At 66.1% G+C, this 22,102-nt stretch carries 25 protein-coding genes; 16 read left to right on the top strand and 9 right to left on the bottom strand.

Features of this window, described 5'->3' with window-relative positions; genetic code table 11:
* The first annotated feature begins 3 nt into the window (after positions 1-3).
* From ACSFBF_RS02245 to adk, 5 genes are all read left to right on the top strand, one after another.
* Positions 4-429, top strand: coding sequence for an ExbD/TolR family protein (locus tag ACSFBF_RS02245; protein ID WP_373423637.1), 426 nt, complete (start codon positions 4-6; stop codon positions 427-429).
* Complete coding sequence (gene lpxK, locus ACSFBF_RS02240; RefSeq protein WP_435464724.1) at positions 430-1,455, top strand: tetraacyldisaccharide 4'-kinase; 1,026 nt, start codon at positions 430-432, stop codon at positions 1,453-1,455.
* Positions 1,436-1,618 (top strand): Trm112 family protein, encoded by a 183-nt coding sequence (locus ACSFBF_RS02235; protein WP_435464723.1) that lies wholly within the window; start codon positions 1,436-1,438, stop codon positions 1,616-1,618. Before lpxK ends, ACSFBF_RS02235 begins: the two co-directional genes overlap by 20 nt.
* Positions 1,615-2,388 carry a 3-deoxy-manno-octulosonate cytidylyltransferase gene (kdsB, locus tag ACSFBF_RS02230; RefSeq protein WP_435464722.1) on the top strand — a complete coding sequence of 258 codons (774 nt, stop codon included), beginning with the start codon at positions 1,615-1,617 and terminating at the stop codon, positions 2,386-2,388. The genes ACSFBF_RS02235 and kdsB overlap by 4 nt, the downstream gene beginning before the upstream one ends.
* 134 nt (positions 2,389-2,522) lie before the next feature.
* Complete coding sequence (gene adk / locus ACSFBF_RS02225) at positions 2,523-3,179, top strand: adenylate kinase (RefSeq protein ID WP_435464721.1); 657 nt, start codon at positions 2,523-2,525, stop codon at positions 3,177-3,179.
* A gap of 48 nt (positions 3,180-3,227) precedes the next feature.
* Here adk and ACSFBF_RS02220 read toward each other — a convergent pair whose 3' ends face one another.
* Entirely contained in the window at positions 3,228-4,193 is a 966-nt protein-coding gene (locus tag ACSFBF_RS02220) for an asparaginase (protein WP_435464720.1), read from the bottom strand.
* A gap of 73 nt (positions 4,194-4,266) precedes the next feature.
* Between ACSFBF_RS02220 and lexA the strand changes: the two genes are divergently transcribed.
* The 9 genes from lexA (at position 4,267) to ACSFBF_RS02175 (ending at position 13,365) form a co-directional block, all read left to right on the top strand.
* Positions 4,267-4,950 (top strand): transcriptional repressor LexA, encoded by a 684-nt coding sequence (gene lexA / locus ACSFBF_RS02215; protein WP_435464719.1) that lies wholly within the window; start codon positions 4,267-4,269, stop codon positions 4,948-4,950.
* A 138-nt stretch (positions 4,951-5,088) separates the two neighbouring features.
* A complete protein-coding gene (locus ACSFBF_RS02210) occupies positions 5,089-5,454 on the top strand; it encodes a hypothetical protein (protein WP_435464718.1) in 366 nt (121 codons plus the stop codon).
* Between the two features lie 90 nt (positions 5,455-5,544).
* A complete protein-coding gene (locus tag ACSFBF_RS02205; protein ID WP_435464717.1) occupies positions 5,545-6,552 on the top strand; it encodes a D-2-hydroxyacid dehydrogenase family protein in 1,008 nt (335 codons plus the stop codon).
* Positions 6,549-7,706: an MFS transporter gene (locus ACSFBF_RS02200; protein WP_435464716.1), complete on the top strand. Its 1,158-nt coding sequence runs from the start codon at positions 6,549-6,551 to the stop codon at positions 7,704-7,706. The genes ACSFBF_RS02205 and ACSFBF_RS02200 overlap by 4 nt, the downstream gene beginning before the upstream one ends.
* A 145-nt stretch (positions 7,707-7,851) precedes the next feature.
* On the top strand, positions 7,852-9,372 hold the full coding sequence (locus ACSFBF_RS02195; RefSeq protein WP_435464715.1) for a 3-hydroxyacyl-CoA dehydrogenase: 1,521 nt from the start codon (positions 7,852-7,854) through the stop codon (positions 9,370-9,372).
* Positions 9,373-9,381: 9 nt separating this feature from the next.
* Positions 9,382-10,161: an oxepin-CoA hydrolase, alternative type gene (locus tag ACSFBF_RS02190; protein ID WP_435464714.1), complete on the top strand. Its 780-nt coding sequence runs from the start codon at positions 9,382-9,384 to the stop codon at positions 10,159-10,161.
* Positions 10,162-10,222: 61 nt separating this feature from the next.
* Positions 10,223-10,942 carry a Crp/Fnr family transcriptional regulator gene (locus tag ACSFBF_RS02185; RefSeq protein WP_093056566.1) on the top strand — a complete coding sequence of 240 codons (720 nt, stop codon included), beginning with the start codon at positions 10,223-10,225 and terminating at the stop codon, positions 10,940-10,942.
* A 16-nt stretch (positions 10,943-10,958) separates the two neighbouring features.
* Positions 10,959-12,065: a phosphotransferase gene (locus ACSFBF_RS02180; protein ID WP_435464713.1), complete on the top strand. Its 1,107-nt coding sequence runs from the start codon at positions 10,959-10,961 to the stop codon at positions 12,063-12,065.
* A gap of 28 nt (positions 12,066-12,093) precedes the next feature.
* The gene (locus ACSFBF_RS02175; RefSeq protein WP_435464712.1) at positions 12,094-13,365 is read left to right on the top strand and encodes an acyl-CoA dehydrogenase family protein; all 1,272 of its coding nucleotides are present in this window, start codon (positions 12,094-12,096) and stop codon (positions 13,363-13,365) included.
* An 81-nt stretch (positions 13,366-13,446) separates the two neighbouring features.
* On the opposite strand, the gene ACSFBF_RS02170 is transcribed toward ACSFBF_RS02175, so the two are convergent.
* From ACSFBF_RS02170 to ACSFBF_RS02150, 5 genes are all read right to left on the bottom strand, one after another.
* Positions 13,447-13,929: a GNAT family N-acetyltransferase gene (locus tag ACSFBF_RS02170; RefSeq protein WP_435464711.1), complete on the bottom strand. Its 483-nt coding sequence runs from the start codon at positions 13,927-13,929 to the stop codon at positions 13,447-13,449.
* On the bottom strand, positions 13,926-15,263 hold the full coding sequence (gene glmM / locus ACSFBF_RS02165) for a phosphoglucosamine mutase (RefSeq protein WP_435464710.1): 1,338 nt from the start codon (positions 15,261-15,263) through the stop codon (positions 13,926-13,928). The genes ACSFBF_RS02170 and glmM overlap by 4 nt, the downstream gene beginning before the upstream one ends.
* Complete coding sequence (gene folP / locus ACSFBF_RS02160; RefSeq protein WP_435465882.1) at positions 15,260-16,078, bottom strand: dihydropteroate synthase; 819 nt, start codon at positions 16,076-16,078, stop codon at positions 15,260-15,262. Before folP ends, glmM begins: the two co-directional genes overlap by 4 nt.
* Positions 16,079-16,193: 115 nt before the next feature.
* Positions 16,194-18,110 (bottom strand): ATP-dependent zinc metalloprotease FtsH, encoded by a 1,917-nt coding sequence (ftsH, locus tag ACSFBF_RS02155; RefSeq protein WP_435464709.1) that lies wholly within the window; start codon positions 18,108-18,110, stop codon positions 16,194-16,196.
* 167 nt (positions 18,111-18,277) lie between these two features.
* Entirely contained in the window at positions 18,278-18,946 is a 669-nt protein-coding gene (locus ACSFBF_RS02150; protein ID WP_435464708.1) for an RlmE family RNA methyltransferase, read from the bottom strand.
* A gap of 33 nt (positions 18,947-18,979) precedes the next feature.
* Between ACSFBF_RS02150 and ACSFBF_RS02145 the strand changes: the two genes are divergently transcribed.
* Complete coding sequence (locus ACSFBF_RS02145; protein ID WP_093056559.1) at positions 18,980-19,459, top strand: YhbY family RNA-binding protein; 480 nt, start codon at positions 18,980-18,982, stop codon at positions 19,457-19,459.
* Positions 19,460-19,500: 41 nt separating this feature from the next.
* Complete coding sequence (locus ACSFBF_RS02140; RefSeq protein ID WP_435464707.1) at positions 19,501-20,220, top strand: glycosyltransferase; 720 nt, start codon at positions 19,501-19,503, stop codon at positions 20,218-20,220.
* Between the two features lie 34 nt (positions 20,221-20,254).
* On the opposite strand, the gene ACSFBF_RS02135 is transcribed toward ACSFBF_RS02140, so the two are convergent.
* From ACSFBF_RS02135 to ACSFBF_RS02125, 3 genes are all read right to left on the bottom strand, one after another.
* Positions 20,255-20,671: a DUF4149 domain-containing protein gene (locus ACSFBF_RS02135; protein WP_435464706.1), complete on the bottom strand. Its 417-nt coding sequence runs from the start codon at positions 20,669-20,671 to the stop codon at positions 20,255-20,257.
* An 11-nt stretch (positions 20,672-20,682) separates the two neighbouring features.
* Positions 20,683-21,159, bottom strand: coding sequence for a transcription elongation factor GreA (gene greA / locus ACSFBF_RS02130; protein ID WP_435464705.1), 477 nt, complete (start codon positions 21,157-21,159; stop codon positions 20,683-20,685).
* Positions 21,160-21,225: 66 nt separating this feature from the next.
* Complete coding sequence (locus ACSFBF_RS02125; protein ID WP_435464704.1) at positions 21,226-22,095, bottom strand: Kdo hydroxylase KdoO; 870 nt, start codon at positions 22,093-22,095, stop codon at positions 21,226-21,228.
* Between the last annotated feature and the right edge of the window lie 7 nt (positions 22,096-22,102).

Here is a 22,102-nt window from a genome sequence, read left to right as displayed (position 1 = left end):
CGCATGCAGTTCCGCCACGGCGCGCGCGACGAGCCGGAGATCAACCTGATCCCGTTCATCGACGTGCTGCTGGTGATCCTGATCTTCCTGATGCTGTCGACCACCTACAGCAAGTTCACCGAGATGCAGCTGCGGCTGCCAACGGCGGACGTCGACGCGCAGCGCGACTACCCGAAGGAAGTGATCGTGGCGGTGTCGGCCGACGGCCGCTACTCGATCAACAAGAACCCGGTGGCCGACCGCAGCGTGGAGACCGTGACAGCCGCCCTCGCCGCTGCGGCCACCGGCGGCAAGGACAGCGTGGTGATCATCAGCGCCGACGCAACCAGCCCGCACCAGGCCGTGGTGACGGTGATGGAGGCCGCGCGCCGCGCCGGCCTGATGCAGATCACCTTCGCCGCCCAGTCGACGGCACAAGCCGGGCACTGAGTGCCTTCTGACGGCAGCAGCAACACGGGTTCGCCGTCGGCCTCGCGACTGCAGAACGCCTGGCTGCATCGCGGCCTCTTGGCTTGCCTGCTATGGCCGCTGTCGCTCCTCTACGCCGCGCTTTTCGCCGTGCGTGGCTGGCTGTATCGCCTGGGATGGCTGCGGACCGAACGTGTGCGCGTTCCGGTGATCGTGGTTGGCAACGTGATTGCGGGCGGGGCCGGGAAGACACCGGTCGTGATGGCCGTTGTCCGGCATCTGCAAGCACAGGGGTTGCAGGTCGGCGTGGTGTCGCGCGGCTACGGCCGCCGCACCGATGACTGCCGCGAAGTGCTCGGCGACAGCGATCCGCAGGATGTCGGCGACGAGCCTGCGTTGATTCACCATGCCACGAAGGCGCCGGTGTTCGTGGCACGCCAGCGCATCGATGCTGCGCGGGCACTGCTCGAGCGGCATCCTGCCACCCAGGTCATCGTCAGCGACGATGGCCTGCAGCATCTGGCGCTCGCGCGCGACATCGAGATCTGCGTATTCGACGACCGGGGCATCGGCAATGGCTGGCGACTACCCGCGGGCCCGTTGCGCGAGGCCTGGCCGCGCCGCTGCGATCTGCTGCTGCACAGCGGGGCACGGCCGGCCTTTGCCGGGGGCTATACGGCCACCCGGGCTCTCGCGCACGATACGTTGGGCAGTGACGGGAAGCGTGTGCCATTGGCCGCCCTTGCGGGCCAGCCCGTGACCGCACTGGCGGCCATCGCGCGGCCCGAGGCCTTCTTCGACATGCTCCGCGCGCGCGGCCTGACGCTCGCCGACACCATCGCACTGCCCGATCACTTCGATTTCGAAGATTGGCAGCGTCCCGCGGACACTGCGCACCCCCTCGTCTGCACCGAAAAAGACGCGGTCAAACTATGGCGCAAGGCGCCCGATGCGCTGGCCGTGCCGCTGGAGTTCGCGCCCTCCGCGGAATTCTTCGCCGCGCTCGACGCAAAGCTATCATCGCTCGATGGATATCAAGCTGCTTGAACTGCTCGTCTGCCCCGTCACGAAGGGTCCGCTGACCTGGAACCCCGAGAAGCAGGAGCTCTGCTCGCGCAGCGCGCGCCTCGCTTATCCGGTGCGTGACGGCATTCCAGTGCTGCTCGAGACCGAAGCACGCACGCTCTCCGACGAAGAGCTCGGACTGTGAGCTTCACCGTTCTGGTGCCGGCGCGCCTGGCGTCGACACGGCTTCCCAACAAACCGCTGGCCGACATCGCCGGCGTGCCCATGGTGGTGCGGGTAGCGCAGCGTGCCAGCGAATCTGGCGCGGCTCGCGTGGTGGTCGCCGGCGACGATCCGTCCATCATTGCGGCATGTCAGGCGCATGGCGTCGAGGCTATCCTCACTCGTCAGGACCATCCCAGCGGCACCGACCGGCTGGCCGAAGCCTGCGAACTGCTGGGCCTGGACGGCGACGACATCGTCGTCAACGTTCAAGGCGACGAGCCGCTGATCGACCCCGCGCTGATCGACGCCGTGGCATCCACGCTGGCCACCCACGCAGAGGCCGCAATGAGCACGGCGGCCCACGAAATCGACTCTGTCGGCGACTTCATGAACCCCAACGTGGTGAAGGCCGTGCTCGATGCACAGGGCAACGCCATGTACTTCAGTCGCGCACCGATCCCGTGGTGGCGCGACGGCTCCGCCAACGGCGCCGCGCCTGCGGTGTTGCCCACCCCTGCCCCGCTGCGCCACATCGGCATCTACGGCTATCGCGCGGGTTTCGTGCGGCAGTTTCCGTCGCTGCCGCCGGCTCCCGTCGAGGCGACCGAAGCGCTCGAACAGCTGCGCGCGCTGTGGCACGGCCATCGCATCGCGGTACACGTGAGCCATGTTGCGCCCGGACCGGGCATCGACACGCCCGAAGACCTGGCGCGTGTGCGCGCCGTCTTCGCCGCCGCGCCCACCGCCTGAGGTGCTCCCATGCCTGCGCGGACGGCGGGAATTCTTCGAGGGCACGCGTGCTATCCTCGACGCAACTCCGCCTTGCCCAGCCCTCGGGCCGACGCTCGGCGCGACACAAAATCTAAGAACCGTCCGAGGACACCATGAGACTAATTTTGCTGGGCGCGCCCGGGGCGGGCAAAGGCACGCAAGCGGCCTTCATTTGCCAGAAATACAGCATTCCCCAGATTTCGACCGGCGACATGCTGCGCGCCGCCGTCAAGGCCGGCACGCCGCTCGGACTACAGGCCAAGGCCGTCATGGACGCGGGTGCCCTCGTCAGCGACGACCTGATCATCAATCTCGTGAAGGAACGCATTGCGCAGCCCGATTGCGGCGCCGGCTTCCTGTTCGACGGTTTCCCGCGCACCATTCCCCAGGCCGACGCAATGAAGGCGGCTGGCGTCAAGCTCGACTACGTGCTCGAAATCGACGTGCCCTTCGGAGACATCATCGAACGCATGAGCGGCCGCCGCTCGCACCCGGCCTCGGGCCGCACCTACCACGTCAAGTTCAATCCGCCCAAGGTGGAAGGCAAGGACGACGTGACCGGTGAAGATCTGATCCAACGCGAAGACGACAAGGAAGAAACCGTGCGCAAGCGGCTCGACGTGTACAGCCAGCAGACGCGTCCGCTGGTTGACTACTACTCTGCCTGGGCCAAGACCGATCCGGCCGCCGCGCCGAAGTACCGCGCCATCAAGGGCGTGGGCACGGTCGACGAGATCACGCAGCGTGCGCTGGCTGCATTGAGCAGCTGATCCTGATCTGATCCCCCCAGACCGCCCCTTCAATGGGGCGTTTTGTTTTCACCCCAGCAGTTCCAGCATCAGCGCGATGCGCGCCTTCACGGGCGTCAGCGCGCCCGCATCGCGGAACTGGTCCCCGGCTTTCGGCAGGATGCGTCCATTCGTGCAACGCGTGGCGCGAACCACTGCGACGCCTGCGTCCTGCGCCTTGAGCGCTGACACTTCCAACGCATGATGCAGGGTGCCGTTGCCGGTGGCGGCGAGCACCAGTCCATGCACGGGATCGGCTCCTCCGGACTGCAGCAACGCATCGATCACCGCGCCGCTGGCACCTGCATGGCTCATGACGATCTCGACACGGGGCCACTGCACAGCGGTCGCCCCGAAGAGCTTTGACGCCGGCAACGCCGATCCCTCGGGCCAATTCCGGACACGGCGCACCTCTCCTTCCTCGACGTAGCCGACCGGGCCCGCATCGCCTGAAGCGAAGGCGTCGAGCCGGTATGTGTGCACCTTCTGGATGTCAACGCCGCTGTGGATTGCGCCGGCGCACACAACGGTCACGCCCCTTGCGCCCTGCGTCGCGGCGACGCTGATGGCGTCGCGCACGTTCTGTGGTCCGTCCGGCGCCAGTGCGGTGGCCGGACGCATCGCGCAGGTGAGCACCACGGGCTTGGACGGAGCCAGCACTGAGTGCAGGAAGAAAGCCGTCTCTTCGAGCGTGTCGGTGCCATGCGTGATCACCACGCCCGCCACGTCGGCCTGCGCCAGCCAATGCGCGCAGCGCCGGGCCAGCTGCTGCCAGATGTCGAACGACATGTCCTTGCTGTCGACTTGCGCCACCTGCTCTGCTTCCAGCGATACACCCTCGGGCACCTCGATCCCGCCCAGCAGATCGGCCACGCCCACCTGCCCGGCGGTGTAGCCGATGTTGTCGCCGCTGCTGGCTGCCCGGCCGGCAATGGTGCCGCCCGTTCCCAAAACCACCACACGACGGCGCACTTCAGGCGAGGAGGAATTGACCATGGCTTGTCAACTTTTAAAAACTGGTTAAAAATACAGGTACTGGATATCTAGCCAGTGCCGCAAGGAACCACATATGCAGTTCGCCGTGAAGCTTACAGCCCGCCAGCAGCAGATCCTGGATCTCATCCAGAGCGCCATCGCACGCACTGGTGCGCCACCCACGCGCGCCGAAATCGCCACCCAGCTCGGGTTCAAGTCGGCCAACGCCGCCGAAGAGCACCTGCAGGCGCTGGCACGCAAGGGCGTCATCGAGCTCGTCAGCGGCACCTCGCGCGGCATCCGCCTCAAGGGCGACGCCCTGCGCTCGCTCAACGAAACGCGCCACCGCGAGGGCGGCCAGTTCTCGCTCTCGCTGCCAGGCATGGCCCAGTTGGCGCTGCCGCTCATCGGTCGCGTCGCAGCCGGCTCGCCCATCCTGGCGCAAGAGCACGTCGACCAGACCTATTACGTCGAGAACACGCTGTTCCAGCGCCAGCCCGACTACCTGCTCAAGGTGCGCGGCATGTCGATGCGCGACGCCGGCATCATGGACGGCGACCTGCTCGCGGTGCAGGCGACCAAGGAAGCGCGCAACGGCCAGATCGTGGTCGCGCGCCTGGGCGATGAAGTGACCGTCAAGCGCCTGAAGCGCAACAAACAGGTCATCGAGTTGCACGCCGAGAACCCCGACTATCCGACCATCATCGTCCAGCCCGGCGAGCCTTTCGAAATCGAAGGCCTCGCGGTCGGGCTCATCCGCAACACCATGCTGATGTAGGCCCCAAGGCCTGCGTTCCACAGCACCCCATCCGGCAGCGACAGGTGGCGGGCGTATGGCGAAGAGTCGCCATCACCCTGTCGCGGCCGATTCAAGAAATCCTGCCTGTGTTCAACCTCATACTTTTTTGGAGTTCACATGGGAATCGCCCTCCTCGCCATCGCTGATTTCTGGATGCCGCTGCAATCGCTGGCCAGCCGCCTGATGCCGGCACGCCGCCCTCACCGCAGGGATCGCCTCGACGCCGCTGAAACCTCGGCCGGATTGCGCTATGTAGCGGTGCGCCCCGCCTGCACCGCCCGCTCCAGCGGCGCTGCAACGCCCACGGCACCGGTGCGCCCGTTGCGCGTGGTCCGTGTGGTCGACGGCAAAGGCCAGCAGCACAGCAATCGCGTCGTGATCTCGGGCCGCATGGCCGACGTCTGCGCCGAACTCGACCGGCTCGCAGCACTCGAAACCGCCGAAACCATGGCCACGGCCCCGCGCTCGACACGCCTGCATTGAGCCCGAACACCCCTGCGAGCGGCTGTGGGGGTGGGTATCCAAACGTTCACAGGCACGACATTCCAATGCTGCGAGGCACAATGGCACGCCATGAACATTGTGATCCTCGACGATTACCAGGACGCCGTGCGCAAATTGCGCTGCGCCGCCAAGCTGGACGCGTACGCGGCCAAGGTCTACACCAACACGGTGAAGGGCATCGGGCAACTATCGGTTCGCCTCAAGGACGCCGACGTGATCGTGCTGATCCGCGAGCGCACCCATATCTCGCGCCAGCTGATCGAAAAGCTGCCCAAGCTCAAGCTCATCTCGCAGACCGGGCGCGTCGCCGGGCACATCGACGTCACGGCCTGTACCGAGCGCGGCGTGGCAGTGGCGGAAGGTTCGGGTTCACCGCAAGCGCCTGCCGAGCTCACCTGGGCGCTCATCATGGCTGCGATGCGCCGGCTGCCGCAGTACATCAGCAACCTCAAGCACGGTGCGTGGCAGCAGTCTGGGCTCAAGTCGGCCTCGATGCCGCCCAACTTCGGGCTCGGCTCAGTGCTCAAGGGCAAGACTCTGTGCATCTGGGGCTATGGCCGCATAGGCCAGTTGGTCGCGCGCTACGGGCAAGCCTTCGGAATGCAGGTCGTGATCTGGGGCCGTGAAGCCAGTTGCGCCAAGGCCCGCTCCGACGGCTTTCAGGTTGCGCAGAACCGCCACGAATTCTTTGCCGCGGCCGATGTGCTGTCGGTGCACCTGCGGCTCAACGAAGAGACAAACGGCCTCATCACGCTGGAAGACCTCTCGCGCATGAAGCCGACGGCGCTGTTCGTGAACACCTCGCGCGCCGAGCTGGTCGAAGCCGACGCCCTGCTCGCCGCACTCAACCGCGGCCGTCCCGGGCTGGCCGCCGTCGACGTGTTCGAGAGCGAGCCGCCGCTGCAAGGCCACGCGCTGCTGCGCCTCGAAAACTGCATCTGCACGCCGCACATCGGCTACGTCGAGCAGGAAAGCTACGAGAGCTATTTCGGACAGGCCTTCGACAACGTCGTGAGCTACATCAACGGCAACCCCACGAACATCGTGAATCCCGGCGCGCTGCAGGTCCGCCGGTGAGCCGGCCGGCGCCACAGGGTGCGCTCTGGGCGCTGCTCGTCGGCAATTTCGTGATCGGCACGGGCGTGATGGTGGTGCCCGGCACGCTCAACGAGATCAGCGCATCGCTCTCGGTCACGGTCGCCACCGCAGGGCAGCTGATCACGGCCGCCGCGGCGGTGATGTGCATCGGCGCTCCGCTGCTGGCCGCCGCGGTCGCGGGCTGGGACCGCCGGCAGTTGCTGGCCATCACCCTCTTCTGGTACGCCGCCGGCCATGTCCTCTGCGCGCTGATGCCGAGCTTCGGCGCCCTGCTGCCGGTGCGCATGCTCACGGTGATCGCGCCGGCCATCTTCACGCCCCAAGCCGCCGCTTGCGCCGGCATGCTGGTGCCGCCCGAGCATCGGGGGCGCGCCGTCACCTTCGTCTTCCTGGGCTGGTCGATGGCCTCGGTGCTGGGCCTGCCCATCGGCGCGCTGATCGGCGGGCATCTGGGCTGGCGCATGGCCTTCATGGCGATTGCCGCGCTCAGTGTCGCGAGCGCGACATCGATCTGGCTCACCTTGCCAAGCGGCATCCGTCCCGCTGCACTGACCGCCGAAGCATGGTTGCGCGTGCTGCGCAGCCCGGTGCTGATGGGCATCGTGTCGGTCACGGCGCTGCAGGGCGCCGGCCAGTTCGTGCTGTTCAGCTATTTCGGGCCGATCCTCAAGCAGAGCTTCGGCGCCGATGCCACCACGCTGAGCGTGATGTGGGCGCTGTTCGGCGTCTGTGGGCTAGTCGGCAACATGGTGGTCAGCCGGTACATCGACCGCGTGGGTGCCGGCCGCATGGTGCTGATCACGACCGTGCTGATCGCTTCGAGCCTGCTGGTGTGGCCGCTGGCCTCCACGCTCGCCTGGCTGGCCGTGGTGCTCGTTCCCTGGGGCCTGGGTTGCTTCGCCACCAATTCGGCCCAGCAGGCCCGGCTGGTGGGCCTGGCGCCCGCGCTCGCGCCGGGCTCGGTGGCGCTCAACAGCTCCGGCATCTATACCGGCCAGGCCGTGGGCGCCGCGCTCGGCGGCTGGCTGCTCGCCAACGACGCGGGCGCCTGGATGAGCTGGACCGGTCTGGGCCTGGTGCTGATCGCCATCTCGTTGAGCGTGGCCATCGACCGCAGCCGCCGCGTGCCCTGAAAACGCCTCCGCGTAAAACCCGTCACGCCCCATCCGCGCGGGACTGCAAAATCAGGGCCTTCGACAGCAGCATCTGCGTCGACACCTACATTGGCGCCTGCACGGCAGGCCCGGATACCACCCAACCAGTGAAAATCTCCAGCAAATGACAGTGAACTACTCCCGAATCGGCGTCATCGGCGCCGGCGCCATGGGTCGCGGCATCGCGCAGATCGCCGCCCAGGCGGGCAGCGAAGTGCTGCTACTCGACAGCTTCGCGGGCGCAGCCGAACGTGGCCGCGAAGCCCTCGTCGCCCAATGGAACAAGCTACACGAGAAGAACAAGATCGACGCCGCCACGCGCGATGCCCAGATCGCCCGCGTCAAGGCCGTCGATTCGATCCAGGCGCTGGCCGGCTGCGACCTGGTGATCGAGGCCATCGTCGAAGACCTGGAAATCAAGCGCAAGCTGTTCCGCGAACTCGAAGGCGTGGTGGCCGAGACCGCGACGCTGGTCACCAATACTTCTTCGCTCTCGGTGACGGCCATCGCGGCCGGGCTCAAGCGCCCCGAGCGCATCGCAGGCTTCCACTTCTTCAACCCCGTGCCGCTGATGAAGGTGGTCGAGGTTGTCGCGGGCTTCAAGACCGCGCCCGAAGTCTGCAAGCAACTGGCCGACTATGCAGTGCAGATGGGCCACAGCGCCGTGCAGGCGCAGGACACGCCCGGCTTCATCGTCAACCACGCGGGCCGGGGCTACGGCACCGAGGCGCTGCGCATCGTCGGTGAAGGCGTGACCGACTTCGTGACCGTTGACCGCATCCTCAAGGACCAGGCGGGCTTTCGCCTCGGCCCGTTCGAGCTGCTGGACCTGACGGCGCTCGACGTGTCGCACCCGGTGATGGAGTCGATCTACCACCAGTACTTCGAGGAGCCGCGCTTCCGCCCAAGCGTGATCACCGCGCAGCGCCTGGCCGCCGGTGCCTTGGGCCGCAAGACCAACGAGGGCTTCTACCGCTACAACGACGGCGTGATGCAGCAGACGCCCGAAGCGCCGCCGCCGGTGGTCGAGGGCACGCCCTCGGTCTGGGTGTCGCCGCGCGCAGCACGCCGCGCCGAGCTGCTGCGCCTCGTGAACACGTTGGGTGCACAGATCGACAGCGGCGCCACGGCCGCGCCGCATTCGCTGATCCTGGTCGCACCGCTGGGCTTCGACGTGACCACGGTCGCCGCGGTCGAACGCCTGGACGCCACACGCACCGTCGGCATCGACATGCTGATCGACGACGCCGCCACCAAGCGCCGCGTGCTCGCCACCAACCCCGCCACGCGCCGCGACAGCCGCGACGCCGCGCACGCCCTTTTCGCGCGCGACGGCAAGGCCGTGAGCGTGATCCGCGACAGCGGAGGCTTCGTCACGCAGCGCGTGATCGGCACCATCGTCAACATCGCCACCGACATGTGCCAGCAGCGCGTGTGCACGCCGGCCGATCTCGAAACCGCAGTGCAGCTGGGCCTTGGCTATCCGCGAGGCCCGCTCGCCATGGGCAATCTCTACGGGCCGACCAACATGCTCGAAGTGCTGTTCAACCTGCAGACGGTCTATGGCGATCCGCGCTATCGCCCGAGCCCGTGGCTGCGCCGCCGCGGCGCGCTGGGCCTGAGCCTGCTGCACGAAGAAGAATAAAAACAAGCCATGACCGCTGAACTCAAGAGCACGAGCGAAGGCAGCACCATGGTGCTGACGATCGCCAACCCCACCCAGCGCAATGCACTGGGCCCCGAGATCTACGCCGCGGGCATCGAGGCGCTTAACGGCGCCGAGAACAGCGCGGAGATCCGCAGCGTCGTCATCGTGGGCGAAGGCGCATGGTTCTGCGCCGGCGGCTCGCTGCAGCGGCTGCTGGCCAACCGGCAGCTCGACCGCTCGGTGCAGGCCGAGAGCATCGAGGGCCTGCACAACTGGATCGATTCGATCCGCACCTTTCCCAAGCCGATCATCGCGGCCGTCGAAGGCGCTGCCGCTGGCGCCGGCTTCTCGCTCGCGCTGGCCTGCGACTTCGTGGTGGCGGCGCGCGATGCGGTGTTCGCGGCCTCGTACAGCAACGTGGCGCTGTCGCCCGACGGTGGCCTGAGCTGGCACCTGGGGCAGCAGTTGCCGCGCCAGCTGGCGAGCGAATGGCTGATGAACGGCGAACGCATCGGCGCGCCGCGCCTGCATGCGCTGGGCCTGGTCAACGAACTCACCGAAAACGGTCAAGCGCTCGCGGGCGCTCTGGCCCTGGCCGCCCGGCTCAACGCGCGCGCGCCGAATTCGCTGGCCAGCATCAAGGAGCTGCTCGGCGAGGCACGGGGCGCCACGCTGGCTTCGCAGCTCTCGCAGGAGCGCGACCACTTCGTGCGCAATCTGCACCACGCGAACGCGGGCATCGGCATCGCCGCGTTCCTCGAGAAGAAGCCGCCGCAGTACGAGTAACGCCAAACGGCGTCGCTCCCGTGACACCCCCCAGCTTTTCAGTCGCCGAGAGGACAGACCAATGGACGACCCCATTCTTACCATCGAAGAACGTGAAGCGATCAACAGTGGTCGCTGGTTTTCTTCTCTTTCTCCATCGCTACGGCACGACATCCTCCGATGCGCCTTCGTCAAACGCTACAAGGACGGCGACCTGATCGCTGCCCGCGGCGACCCGCCCGACCACTGGATTGCCTGCGCCAAGGGCGCGGTGCGCGTGAGTTCGACGGCCGTCTCGGGCAAGCAGGTGACGCTGACCTACGTGGAGCCGGGCATCTGGTTCGGCGACGTGGCGATGTTCGACGGGGACCGGCGCACGCACGACACCTACTCGCACGGCGACAGCACGATCCTGTGCGTGGCGCGGGCCGACTTCCAGAAGATCCTGGCGTCGCACGTGGAGCTGTACGAAGCGCTGATGCGGCTGCAGGCGCGCCGCATCCGCACGCTGTTCGGGCTGGTGGAAGACCTCAACACCCTGCCCCTGCGGGCACGGCTGGCCAAGCAGCTGATTCACCTCGTGCGCAGCTATGGCGTGCCGAACCTGGAAGACGGCAGCCAGATGCGCATCGGCCTGCAGCTGGCGCAGGAAGAACTGGCGCAGCTGCTGGGCGCGTCGCGCCAGCGGGTCAACCAGGAACTGAAGACCATGGAGCGCGAGGGCACCATCCGGATCGAGCCGGGCGGCCTTGTGGTTCTGGACCGCGCGGCCTTGATGCGCGTCTCCGAAGCAGAGCACTGAAAAACCAAAAGCAGACATGAGCCAGGACTTCTCCAACTTCATCGGCACCCGTGCCGTCTCGCAACAGCACGCTTTCGATGTCGATGCGCTCGCGGCCTGGCTCGAAAAGAACCTCGACGGCTTCAAGGGCCCGCTGACGGTCGAGATGTTCAAGGGCGGCCAGTCGAACCCGACCTACAAGCTCATCACGCCCTCGCAGAGCTATGTGATGCGCGCCAAGCCGGGCCCGGTCGCCAAGTTGCTGCCCTCGGCCCATGCGGTGGAGCGCGAGTTCAAGGTCATGAGCGGCCTGGCCGGCACCGACGTGCCCGTGCCGCGCATGTACTGCCTGTGCGAAGACGAAGCCATCATCGGCCGTGCCTTCTACGTGATGGAGTTCATGCAGGGCCGCGTGCTGTGGGACCAGTCGCTGCCGGGCTTCAGCAACGCCGAGCGCGCGGCCTACTACGACGAGATGAACCGCGTGATCGCGGCGCTGCACACGGTCGACTTCGCCGCCCGCGGCCTGGCCGACTACGGCAAGCCCGGCAACTACTTCGAGCGCCAGATCGGCCGCTGGAGCAAGCAATACAAGGCCTCGGCCGATGGCGCCGGCGAGCTCTCGCAGCCCATCGAGGCCATGGAGCGGCTGATCGACTGGCTGCCCGCCCACATGCCGGCGAGCGCGCGCGACGAAAGCAAGGTGTCGATCGTCCACGGCGACTACCGCCTCGACAACGTGATGTTCCACGCCACCGAGCCGCGCATCATCGCGGTGCTCGACTGGGAACTCTCCACGCTGGGCCATCCGCTGGCCGACTTCAGCTACCACTGCATGTCCTGGCACATGCCCCCCAGCACGGGGCGCGGCATCGGTGGTGTAGACCTCGTCTCGCTGGGCATTCCCACCGAGAGCGAATACATCCGCCGCTATTGCGAACGCACCCGCATCAGCACGCCCGAAGCACTGGCGCCCGACTGGAACTTCTACCAGGCCTACAACCTGTTTCGCATGGCCGCGATCCTGCAAGGCATTGCCAAGCGGGTCGAGGCCGGCACCGCGTCGAGCGAACAAGCCGTGGCCTCGGCCCGCGGCGCACGCCCCATGGCCGAAATGGCCTGGCAGTTTGCCCAAAAGGCATAAGCCGCCCCACACCCACCAGGAGACGAAGATGGATTTCGAATACTCGGCCAAGACCAAAGACCTGCAGAAACGCGTCCAGGCGTTCATGGACGACCACATCTATCCGGCCGAAGCCGAGTACCACGCCGAACTGGCCGCCAACACGGTCGCCGGCAAGCGCTGGTCGGCCCTCAAGACGGTCGAGAAGCTCAAGGACAAGGCCAAGGCCCAGGGCCTGTGGAACCTGTTCCTGCCGGTCGACAGCGCCGCCGCCTCGGGCTATGACGGCGCGGGCCTGACCAACCAGGAATACGCCCCGCTGGCCGAGATCATGGGCGCGGTGCCATGGGCGAGCGAAGCCTTCAACTGCTCGGCGCCCGACACCGGCAACATGGAGACCATCGCGCGCTACGGCTCGGACGAGATCAAGGCACGCTGGCTCAAGCCGCTGCTCGAAGGCCAGATCCGCTCTGCCTTCGCGATGACCGAGCCCGAAGTGGCATCGAGCGACGCCACCAACATCTCCACGCGCATCGAACGCCAGGGCGACGAGTACGTGATCAACGGCCACAAGTGGTGGATTTCCGGCGCGGCCGATCCGCGCTGTGCGGTCTTCATCACCATGGGCAAGAGCGACCCCGATGCGCCCCGCCACTCGCAGCAAAGCATGATCGTGGTGCCGGCCGACGCCAAGGGCATCCGCATCGTGCGCCCGCTGAACGTGATGGGCTACGACGACGCGCCGCATGGCCACGTCGAGATGTACTTCGAGAACGTGCGCGTGCCGGCCGGCAACATGCTGCTGGGCGAAGGCCGCGGCTTCGAGATTGCGCAAGGCCGCCTTGGCCCGGGACGTATCCACCATTGCATGCGCCTGATCGGCCTGGCCGAGCGCGCGCTCGAGCTGATGTGCAAGCGTGCCTCGTCGCGCGTGGCCTTCGGCAAGACCGTGGCCTCGCAGACCGTGACACAGGAACGCATCGCCGAAGCCCGCTGCAAGATCGACATGGCGCGCCTGCTCACGCTCAAGGCCGCATGGCTGATGGACGTGGCCGGCAACAAGGTCGCCAAGAACGAGATCGCGATGATCAAGGTCGTCGCACCGTCGATGGCCTGCCAGGTGATCGACTGGGCCATGCAGGTCCACGGTGGCGGCGGCATGTGCGACGACTTCCCACTGGCGGCCGCCTATGCCGGCGCGCGCACGCTGCGCTTTGCAGACGGTCCGGACGAAGTGCACCGCAACGCGATCGCCAAGTGGGAGCTGGGCAAGTACGCGCCGAACAAGGCTGATGCCGAGATGCCGGTAACGCGTTTCTGATCTGTCTTGCCCCCTCTCCCCTTGGGGAGAGGGTTGGGGTGAGGGCCGACGGCGATCAATGCGCCCCGGCCCTTTTCTTTTTCAGAGCTTCTTCTGCAGGAAGACAGCGCTCCCGAACGCAGGGTCGAGCTGGTAGCTCATGAACCCTTCGCGCTCGTAGGCACGCATCGCGGGCGCGTTGCCCGACAGAACTTCAAGCGTGAGCTTGCAGGCACCGCGCCTGCGCGCCTCCTGCTCCACCTGCGCGAACATCTTCTGCGCTACGCGCTGTCCACGGTGGCTGGGCAGCACGACCACGTCGTGCACGTTCACCAGCGGCTTGCAGGCGAAGGTCGAGAAGCCCTCGATGCAGTTGACCAGGCCCACGGGCTGCCCGCCGTCGTAGGCCAGCACGCTGAAGGCCTGGGGGCGCGCCGCCAGTGCCGCGGGCAGGCTCTTGCGCACATCGGCATCGAGCGGCGTTCCACCGCCAGCCGGGTCGCTGGCATAGGCGTTGAGAAGCTCTACCAGAGCGGCAGCCTGCACGGCGTCGCGGTAGTCCACCACGAAGGTTTCGATGCTCATTTCGCCGGCTCCAGCGTGGCGGCGAGGCGCCTGGCGCACGACTCGGACTGCTTCGCATCGCGCGCCTCGACCATCACACGCACCAGCGGCTCGGTGCCGCTCGCACGGATCAGCACGCGGCCGCTGTCGCCAAGTTCGGCCTCGATGCGCTTCGTTTCGCTTGCGAGTTCCTTGTTGTCTTTCCAGTCCTGGTCGGGCGCGAGGCGCACGTTGATCAGCGTCTGCGGGAACAGCGTGACGCCTTCGAGCAACTGCGCCACGGTCTTGCCGCTGCGCACGCAGGCCTGCAGCACCTGCAGTGCACTCACGATGCCGTCGCCAGTGGTGTGGCGGTCGAGTGCCAGCAGATGGCCGGAGCCCTCGCCACCCAGCAGCCAACCGCGCTTGTCGAGCTCTTCGAGCACGTAGCGGTCACCGACCTTGGCGCGCACGAACTCGATGCCATGCCCACGCAGCGCGACTTCGACGGCCTTGTTGGTCATGAGCGTGCCAACCACGCCCACCGGCTTCTCCCCGCGCGCGATGCGTTCGGCCACCATGAGGTAGAGCAGTTCGTCGCCGTTGAACAGCCGCCCGCTGGCATCGACCAGCTGCAGGCGGTCGGCGTCGCCATCGAGGGCAATGCCGTAGTCCGCTCTCTGCGCCGTCACCGCGGCCACCAACGCCTCGGGATGTGTGGCGCCGAAGCCCTTGTTGATATTGAGCCCGTCGGGCGAAACGCCGATGCTGGTCACTTCCGCGCCCAGCTCGTGGAACACATTCGGCGCCACCTGGTAGGCCGCGCCGTGCGCCGCGTCGATCACCAGCTTCATGTCGCGCAGCGTCAAGTCGTTGGCGAAGGTGCTCTTGCAGAACTCGATGTAGCGGCCCGGCGCGTCGTTGAGGCGGCGCGCCTTGCCGAGATTGGCGGAGTCCACCCACACCGGCGCTTCTTCCAGTACGGCTTCGACGGCCAGTTCCCAGGCGTCGTCGAGCTTGGTGCCCTGTGCGCTGAAGAACTTGATGCCGTTGTCAGGGTAGGCGTTGTGACTCGCACTGATCACCACGCCGAGGCTCGCGCGCTGGGCGCGCGTGAGGTAGGCCACGCCGGGCGTGGGCAGCGGGCCGAGCAACACCACGTCGACACCGGCCGAGTTGAAGCCCGATTCGAGCGCCGATTCGAGCATGTAGCCCGAGATGCGCGTGTCCTTGCCGATCAGCACCGTGGGGCGAGATTGAGTCTTCTTGAGCACGCGACCCACGGCATGCGCGAGGCGCAGTACGAAGTCGGGCGTGATGGGCGCCTGGCCCACAGTGCCGCGGATGCCGTCGGTGCCGAAATATTTGCGAGTCATGGTGTTGATGTCTGCCCTTGTGTTTGTTGTTGTGACTCTTGCGCCTTCATGGCGCGCCATACCGCGAGCGCCGCAACCGTGTCGCGCACGTCGTGCACGCGCACCACAGCCGCGCCCCGATCCACCGCCAGCACAGCAGCAGCGACGCTGGGCATGATGCGCTCGCCCGCCGCCTCGATGCCTGTAACCGCGCCGATCGACGACTTGCGCGACCAGCCCAGCAGCAGCGGATAGCCGCCGACAAGCAACTCGCGCTGGCGTGCCAGCAAGGCGAAATTCTGCGCCACCGTCTTGCCGAAGCCCACGCCGGGGTCGAGCGTGATGCGCGAATGGTCGACCCCCAGCGCGCGCAGAAGTTGCACCTGCGCCGTGAGGAAAGACAGCACCTCGGGGACCACATCGCCCGCCATGGGGACGGCCTGCATGGTCTGCGGATAGCGATGCATGTGCATCAGGCAAACGCCGCACGAAGAATGCGCCGCAACGGCCTCACGTGCGCCCGGCTGGCGCAGCGCCCAAATGTCGTTGACGATGTCAGCACCCAGGTCGAGCACGGCGCGCATGACTTCTGGCTTGTAAGTGTCGATGGAGATCGGCACGTTGAGCTTCACCGCCTCGCGCACCACGGGCAGCACGCGCGCCAGCTCGGCGTCGAGCGGCACCGCGGGGCTGCCGGGGCGGGTCGATTCGCCGCCGATGTCGAGGATGTCGGCGCCCTCTTTCAGCAACTGCTCGCAGTGCTGCAGCGCCGTCTTGGTGGAGGCATGAGCACCGCCGTCAGAGAACGAATCGGGCGTGACGTTGACGATGCCCATCACGCGCGGCTGCGCGAGGTCGATGCGAAAGCGCGAGGTTTGCCACACCCCGCCGGATGGAGCCCCATGGAAAACGGGGCCAGAGGCCCCGTTGTTGCTTGATGCCAAGTCCACCTCAGGCCGCAGTGGGCGCCGGGTCAGGGTTGACTGCCGGCGTGCCGCCGCTGCCACCACTGCCCGAAGGCGGAATGCGCGGCGTCCAGTCTTTCGGCGGGCGCGGTGCGCGGCCAGCCATGATGTCGTCGAGCTGTTCGCTGTCGATGGTTTCCCATTCGAGCAGCGCCTTGGCCATGGCGTGCATCTTGTCGCTGTTCTCTTCGATGAGGTGGCGCGCCAGGGCGTACTGCTCGTCGATGATGCGGCGCACTTCGGAGTCGACCTTTTCCATGGTCTGCTCGCTCATGTTCGTGGTCTTGGTGACCGAGCGACCCAGGAACACTTCGCCTTCGTTCTCGGCGTAGACCATCGGGCCCAGCGCGTCGGTCATGCCGTAGCGCGTGACCATGTCGCGAGCGATGGAGGTCGCACGCTCGAAGTCGTTGCTGGCACCGGTGGTCATCTGGTGCATGAACACTTCTTCGGCAATGCGGCCACCGAACAGCATGCTGATCTGATTCAGCATGTATTCGCGGTCGTAGCTGTAGCGGTCCTGCGCAGGCAGGCTCATGGTCACGCCGAGGGCGCGGCCACGCGGAATGATCGTGACCTTGTGCACCGGGTCGCACTTGGGCAGCAGCTTGCCGATGAGGGCGTGGCCGGACTCGTGGTAGGCCGTGTTGCGGCGCTCTTCCTCGGGCATGACCATGCTCTTGCGCTCGGGGCCCATGAAGATCTTGTCCTTGGCCTTCTCGAAGTCCTGCATCTCGACCACGCGCGCATTGCGGCGGGCGGCCATCAGGGCGGCTTCATTGCAGAGGTTGGCCAGGTCGGCACCCGACATGCCGGGCGTGCCGCGGGCGATCACACTCGGGTTCACGTCCTGGCCCAGCGGGACCTTGCGCATGTGCACGCCGAGGATCTGTTCGCGGCCACGGATGTCAGGCAGCGTGACGTACACCTGACGGTCGAAACGGCCGGGGCGCAGCAGTGCGGCGTCCAGGATGTCGGGGCGGTTGGTGGCGGCCACCACGATCACGCCGAGGTTGGTTTCGAAGCCGTCCATCTCGACCAGCATCTGGTTGAGCGTTTGTTCGCGTTCGTCGTTGCCGCCGCCGAGACCGGCGCCGCGCTGACGGCCCACCGCATCGATTTCGTCAATGAAGATGATGCAGGGGGCGTTCTTCTTGGCGTTTTCGAACATGTCGCGGACACGGGCCGCGCCCACGCCGACGAACATTTCAACGAAGTCGGAACCCGAGATCGAGAAGAAAGGCACCTTGGCTTCGCCAGCGATCGACTTGGCCAGCAGCGTCTTGCCGGTGCCAGGAGGGCCAACCAGCAGCAAACCGCGGGGAATGCGGCCGCCGAGCTTCTGGAAGCGTTGCGGGTCTTTCAGGAAGTCGACCACTTCACGGACTTCTTCCTTGGCCTCGTCGCAGCCCGCGACGTCGGCAAAAGTGACCGTGTTGTTGTTCTCGTCCATCATGCGGGCCTTGCTCTTGCCGAAGCTGAACGCCCCGCCCTTGCCACCGCCCTGCATCTGTCGCATGAAGTAGATCCACACGCCGATCAGCAGCAGCATCGGGCCCCAGCTGACCAGCAGCGTCATGAGCAGCGAGCTCTCTTCGCGCGGCTTGACGTCGAACTTGACGTTGTGGTCGATCAGGTCGCCCACGAGGCCGCGGTCGAGCACCGTGGCGGTTGTGCGGATCTTGCGATCGTCGTTGGTAACGGCGACGATCTCGCCGCCGGCTGCACCCTCAGGAATGACGGCGCTCTTGACTTGGTTGTTGCGGACCTGGTCCAGAAACTCGGAGTAGCTGACTGTCCCCGAGCCGACGCCACCGCGGGTGTCGAACTGCTTGAACACAGTGAACAACACCATGGCAATGACGAGCCATACGGCAACTTTGGAAAACCACTGATTGTTCAAACGAAGCTCCAGGCTAAGGCGCGTGACAGTTAAATGAAAAAACGCGCTGTGGGTACGCAATTGCGCCCCATTTTAGGCTTTTCAAGCTGCGAAAAGCGGGCATTTCCCTAATGCAGCCATAGCCTGACAAGGGTTTGCGCCACAAACGCACCCTCGGCGGCAAGGTATCAAGGCGTATCCGGGGTCTTCAGACCCATGCCGACCAGGAAGGTCTCGGCCGATTTGTCCCGCGATGCCTTGGGCTTGAAGGGCTTCACGATGCGGAAATTCGCTTTGAAGAGCTTTACCAACTCGTCGTAGCCGCTTCCGTGGAACAGCTTGGCCACCAGCGCCCCCTCGGGCTTCAGGTGGTGCTGGGCAAAGTCGATGGCAAGCTCGATCAGGTGCGCCACCCGGGCCGCGTCGGCCGAATGGATGCCCGACAGGTTGGGTGCCATGTCCGACACCACCAGATCAGCCTTGCGGCCCGCCAGGACGCCCAGCAACTGTTGCAGCAGCGCATCTTCGCGGAAATCCCCCTGCAGGAAGGTCACGCCCTCGATGGGCTCCATCGGCAGGATGTCGAGCGAAACGATGGTGCCGTTCAGCTCGCCGGCCGCGGCGCCGCCGGGCGACATGCGCCGGCGCAGGTACTGGCTCCAGGCGCCGGGGGTGGAGCCGAGGTCCACCACCAGTTGGCCCGGCTTGACGAGGCCGAGCGACTCGTCGATTTCCTTGAGCTTGTAGGCGGCGCGCGCGCGATAACCCTCCTTGGTGGCGAGCTTCACATAGGGGTCGTTGATATGGTCGTGAAGCCACGCTTTATTGACTTTTTTGCTTTTGGCTTTGGTGCTCATGAGGGTCTTCGTGTACGCGTCGATAATACGGGGATGCCCGCCATTCAACTTACCCCTGCCGAGCGCAAGGTGCACCGCGCCGAAGCTCACCACCTGGATCCGATCGTCATGGTCGGTGGAGACGGGCTCACCCCTGCCGTGAAAAAAGAAGCCGACGCGGCGCTCAAGGCCCATGGCCTGATCAAGATCCGCGTCTTCTCCGACGACCGTCTGGCCCGCGACGCCATGCTGCGCGAGCTGTCCGACGAGCTCGATGCCGCCCCCATTCAACACATCGGCAAGCTGCTGGTGCTGTGGCGCCCGAAGCCCGAAAAGGAGCGCGTGGTCGATGAAGACCGCATGCCCGGCCCGCGCGACGTGAAGATCGTCAAGTACAGCAAGCGCGGCGGCCAACGGCCTGAAATCAAGACCCTGCGCGTGCTCGGCAACCAGCGCCTGACCCCTGGCGGCACCATCAAGCGCGCCAAGGCGAAACGGCCCCTGTCGGCCAAGAAGCGTAACCAGGCAGACTGAGCTTGGTGGCAGCGCAAGGCGCCCAGCGCCATATCCTCTGCATGAAGTGGGGCACGAAATACGGCCCCGAATATGTCAACCGGCTCTACGCGATGGTCCGCCGCAATCTCAGCGGCGACTTCAAGTTCGTATGCCTGACCGACGACGGTAACGGCGTTCGCCCCGAGGTGACGTGCCTGCCGATCCCGCCGCTCAATCTGCATCTGGCCCCCGGCCAGCGCGACGGCGCCTGGAAGAAGCTCACGACCTTCGAGCAGGACCTGCACGGCCTGCGCGGTCCCGCCCTCTTCCTCGACCTCGACGTGGTCGTGGTGGGCAGCCTGGACGCCTTTTTCGAGCAGCCGGGCGAATTCCTGATCATTCACGACTACGCCCGCCCTTGGCGGCGCGAGCGGATCACGGGCAATTCGTCGGTCTACCGCTTCGAGCTCGGTGCCCACGCCGACGTGCTGGCGTATTTCCGCGCCAACATGGACAAGGTCCAAGTCGAATACCGCAACGAGCAGGCCTACCTGTCGGACGTGCTCCACAAACAGGGCAAGCTGGCCTACTGGCCCGAGGGCTGGTGCCCGAGCTTCAAGTACCACGGCATTCCGACCTGGCCAACCAACTACTGGGAAGAGCCCTTCGTGCCCGAGGGCGCACGCATCATGGTGTTCCATGGCGAGTGCAACCCGCCGGACGCGCTGGCAGGCCGTCGCAACCGGGCCTTCCGGTTCATCCGGCCGGCACGCTGGGTCGCTAAATACTGGAAAGAGTAAGAGGCACGAGGTCGGCGAAAGCCGCCTCTGCCATTCAGCTTGCCGTGCGGGCGCTCATGCGCCAGAGCAGCACCCCGGCACACAGCCACTGCACGAGGTACATGCCGCTGCCCACGGCATGCCACAGCTTGAGGTTCTCGCGCGCCAGGATGCGTGGCGCCACGGCGTACTGCTGGAGCAGCGCCAGCAGTAGCGCCCCCAGGATGAAGAAGATGGCCGTCATCGCTGGTCCGCTCATGCGATCGTCGGCCTTGGCCCTGAAGTGGATCAGCAGGATCAGCCCGCAGCCGATGGCAATCCAGCTCTGCGCCTCGAACAGTTGCGCCGCAAAATTGCCGGCCACAGACGGATTGCCGAGCCTGGCAAACAGCATCGGCACCACCAGAAAGCCGATCGTGGTGAGACTGCCCCACCAGAAGGCGGCCAGCATCAGCGCAAAGCGGTCTTTCATGGGTCGAAGAATCAGAGGTAGCGAACGGCCACGATCTCGTAGCGCTTGAGGCCGCCGGGGGCCTGCACTTCGGCAGTGTCGCCCTCTTCCTTGCCGATGAGCGCGCGCGCGATCGGGCTGGAAATGTTGATCAGGCCGAGCTTCAGATCGGCTTCGTCTTCACCGACGATCTGGTACTTCACGGCCTCGCCGGATTCTTCTTCCTCGAGTTCGACGGTCGAGCCGAACACTACCTTGCCGCCGGCATCGAGCTCGCTCGGGTCGATGATCTGCGCGGCCGACAGCTTGCCTTCGACTTCCTGGATACGGCCTTCGATGAAGCCCTGGCGGTCCTTGGCGACTTCGTATTCGGCGTTCTCGCTCAGGTCGCCCTGGGCGCGTGCTTCGGAAATCGCATTGATGACCCAGGGACGGTCCACCGTCTTGAGCTGGTGCAGTTCGGCGCGCAGTTTTTCAGCGCCGCGCTTGGTGACTGGGATGGTTGCCATGTTGTTGGTTCTCCATAAAGCGAAACCGCCGAACGCTGCCGTTCGGCGGTCGATTGAGGGAATTGATCAGACGAGTTTGCGTCCGGTCAGCCGGCTCAGGATGGCGAGCGGGCTCGATTCGGGATTGTATTGCTTCGAAGCGGCCAGATGAAGGGTCTGCTCGAGCATGTACTGGCCCGCCATCACGGCGTGCGAGGTCTGGTCCGAGAAGCACACCCACACCGAGCCCGGCGGGAATTTGGCGGTTTCCTGCGGCGAGTTTTCCTGATACGCCATGTCCGACTTCATGCCGTCGTGCAGTTGCAGCATCAGGTGGTCGTACTCGCTGCGGAACGACTTCGTCACGCGCAACGCGCGCAGCAGCTTTGCCTGCCAGCGCACATAAGGCTTGGCACGCGGCAGGAAGCGCTTGGCGATGTCCTCGAAAGGCTCGCCCACGCGCCACACGCGCGGCGCGCCTTCAGGATTGACATTGGTGAAGACGCGCAGGATGCGCTCGCCGTAGTTCGGCCGCGACGGGAATGAATCGACGTGCAAACGCCGGTCGTCGGCGCGCCACGACTGCACCCGCGTCTCGACCTTCGCTGGCCGGTAGCTGGTGGGCGCCAGCCGCAAGGCCGGCGTGTAGTGCGGCAGCAGGCCGTGAATGAGCTGCGTGGCCTGCGCCCGAAAGCGCCCCACCATCGCGGCTGCCATGCGCTGCACCGCCTCGTCGCCAACCGCACCCTTGAGCTTGCCGTTGGCATCGAGGCTGATGTTGCGCACGTCGGGCGACAGCAGGCTGGGCGTGAGCAGGCTGCGCTCTTCAGGCAGCAGCTCGAAGCCCAGACGCGGAAAGTACAGCACCTTGCCCGCTTCCAGCTCCGCGATCCACGCCTCGTTGGGCGTAGCCGCGCTCCAGTCCGTCAGATCCAGTTCGACGAGCTGCGTTTCCATGATGACG

This window comes from Variovorax nivicola, from assembly GCF_051216475.1.
In the GTDB taxonomy this organism is placed as follows: Bacteria; Pseudomonadota; Gammaproteobacteria; order Burkholderiales; family Burkholderiaceae_C; genus Variovorax.
Note: the sequence above shows the minus strand (reverse complement) of the source record. Positions and strands in the feature narration are given on the sequence as shown.

Excerpts from the sequence above, each read along its gene's own strand:
- ACSFBF_RS02190 (WP_435464714.1), top strand. The coding sequence starts at position 9,382 with ATGACCGCTGAACTCAAGAGCACGAGCGAAGGCAGCACCATGGTGCTG.
- ACSFBF_RS02180 (WP_435464713.1), top strand. The coding sequence starts at position 10,959 with ATGAGCCAGGACTTCTCCAACTTCATCGGCACCCGTGCCGTCTCGCAA.
- ACSFBF_RS02170 (WP_435464711.1), bottom strand. The coding sequence starts at position 13,929 with ATGAGCATCGAAACCTTCGTGGTGGACTACCGCGACGCCGTGCAGGCT.
- glmM (WP_435464710.1), bottom strand. The coding sequence starts at position 15,263 with ATGACTCGCAAATATTTCGGCACCGACGGCATCCGCGGCACTGTGGGC.
- lexA (WP_435464719.1), top strand. The coding sequence starts at position 4,267 with ATGCAGTTCGCCGTGAAGCTTACAGCCCGCCAGCAGCAGATCCTGGAT.
- ACSFBF_RS02220 (WP_435464720.1), bottom strand. The coding sequence starts at position 4,193 with ATGGTCAATTCCTCCTCGCCTGAAGTGCGCCGTCGTGTGGTGGTTTTG.
- ACSFBF_RS02140 (WP_435464707.1), top strand. The coding sequence starts at position 19,501 with ATGAAGTGGGGCACGAAATACGGCCCCGAATATGTCAACCGGCTCTAC.
- ACSFBF_RS02245 (WP_373423637.1), top strand. The coding sequence starts at position 4 with ATGCAGTTCCGCCACGGCGCGCGCGACGAGCCGGAGATCAACCTGATC.
- folP (WP_435465882.1), bottom strand. The coding sequence starts at position 16,078 with ATGGGCATCGTCAACGTCACGCCCGATTCGTTCTCTGACGGCGGTGCT.
- ACSFBF_RS02135 (WP_435464706.1), bottom strand. The coding sequence starts at position 20,671 with ATGAAAGACCGCTTTGCGCTGATGCTGGCCGCCTTCTGGTGGGGCAGT.
- greA (WP_435464705.1), bottom strand. The coding sequence starts at position 21,159 with ATGGCAACCATCCCAGTCACCAAGCGCGGCGCTGAAAAACTGCGCGCC.
- ACSFBF_RS02145 (WP_093056559.1), top strand. The coding sequence starts at position 18,980 with ATGCCCGCCATTCAACTTACCCCTGCCGAGCGCAAGGTGCACCGCGCC.
- ACSFBF_RS02125 (WP_435464704.1), bottom strand. The coding sequence starts at position 22,095 with ATGGAAACGCAGCTCGTCGAACTGGATCTGACGGACTGGAGCGCGGCT.
- ACSFBF_RS02205 (WP_435464717.1), top strand. The coding sequence starts at position 5,545 with ATGAACATTGTGATCCTCGACGATTACCAGGACGCCGTGCGCAAATTG.
- ACSFBF_RS02185 (WP_093056566.1), top strand. The coding sequence starts at position 10,223 with ATGGACGACCCCATTCTTACCATCGAAGAACGTGAAGCGATCAACAGT.
- ACSFBF_RS02235 (WP_435464723.1), top strand. The coding sequence starts at position 1,436 with ATGGATATCAAGCTGCTTGAACTGCTCGTCTGCCCCGTCACGAAGGGT.
- adk (WP_435464721.1), top strand. The coding sequence starts at position 2,523 with ATGAGACTAATTTTGCTGGGCGCGCCCGGGGCGGGCAAAGGCACGCAA.
- ACSFBF_RS02195 (WP_435464715.1), top strand. The coding sequence starts at position 7,852 with ATGACAGTGAACTACTCCCGAATCGGCGTCATCGGCGCCGGCGCCATG.
- ACSFBF_RS02175 (WP_435464712.1), top strand. The coding sequence starts at position 12,094 with ATGGATTTCGAATACTCGGCCAAGACCAAAGACCTGCAGAAACGCGTC.
- ACSFBF_RS02150 (WP_435464708.1), bottom strand. The coding sequence starts at position 18,946 with ATGAGCACCAAAGCCAAAAGCAAAAAAGTCAATAAAGCGTGGCTTCAC.
- ACSFBF_RS02210 (WP_435464718.1), top strand. The coding sequence starts at position 5,089 with ATGGGAATCGCCCTCCTCGCCATCGCTGATTTCTGGATGCCGCTGCAA.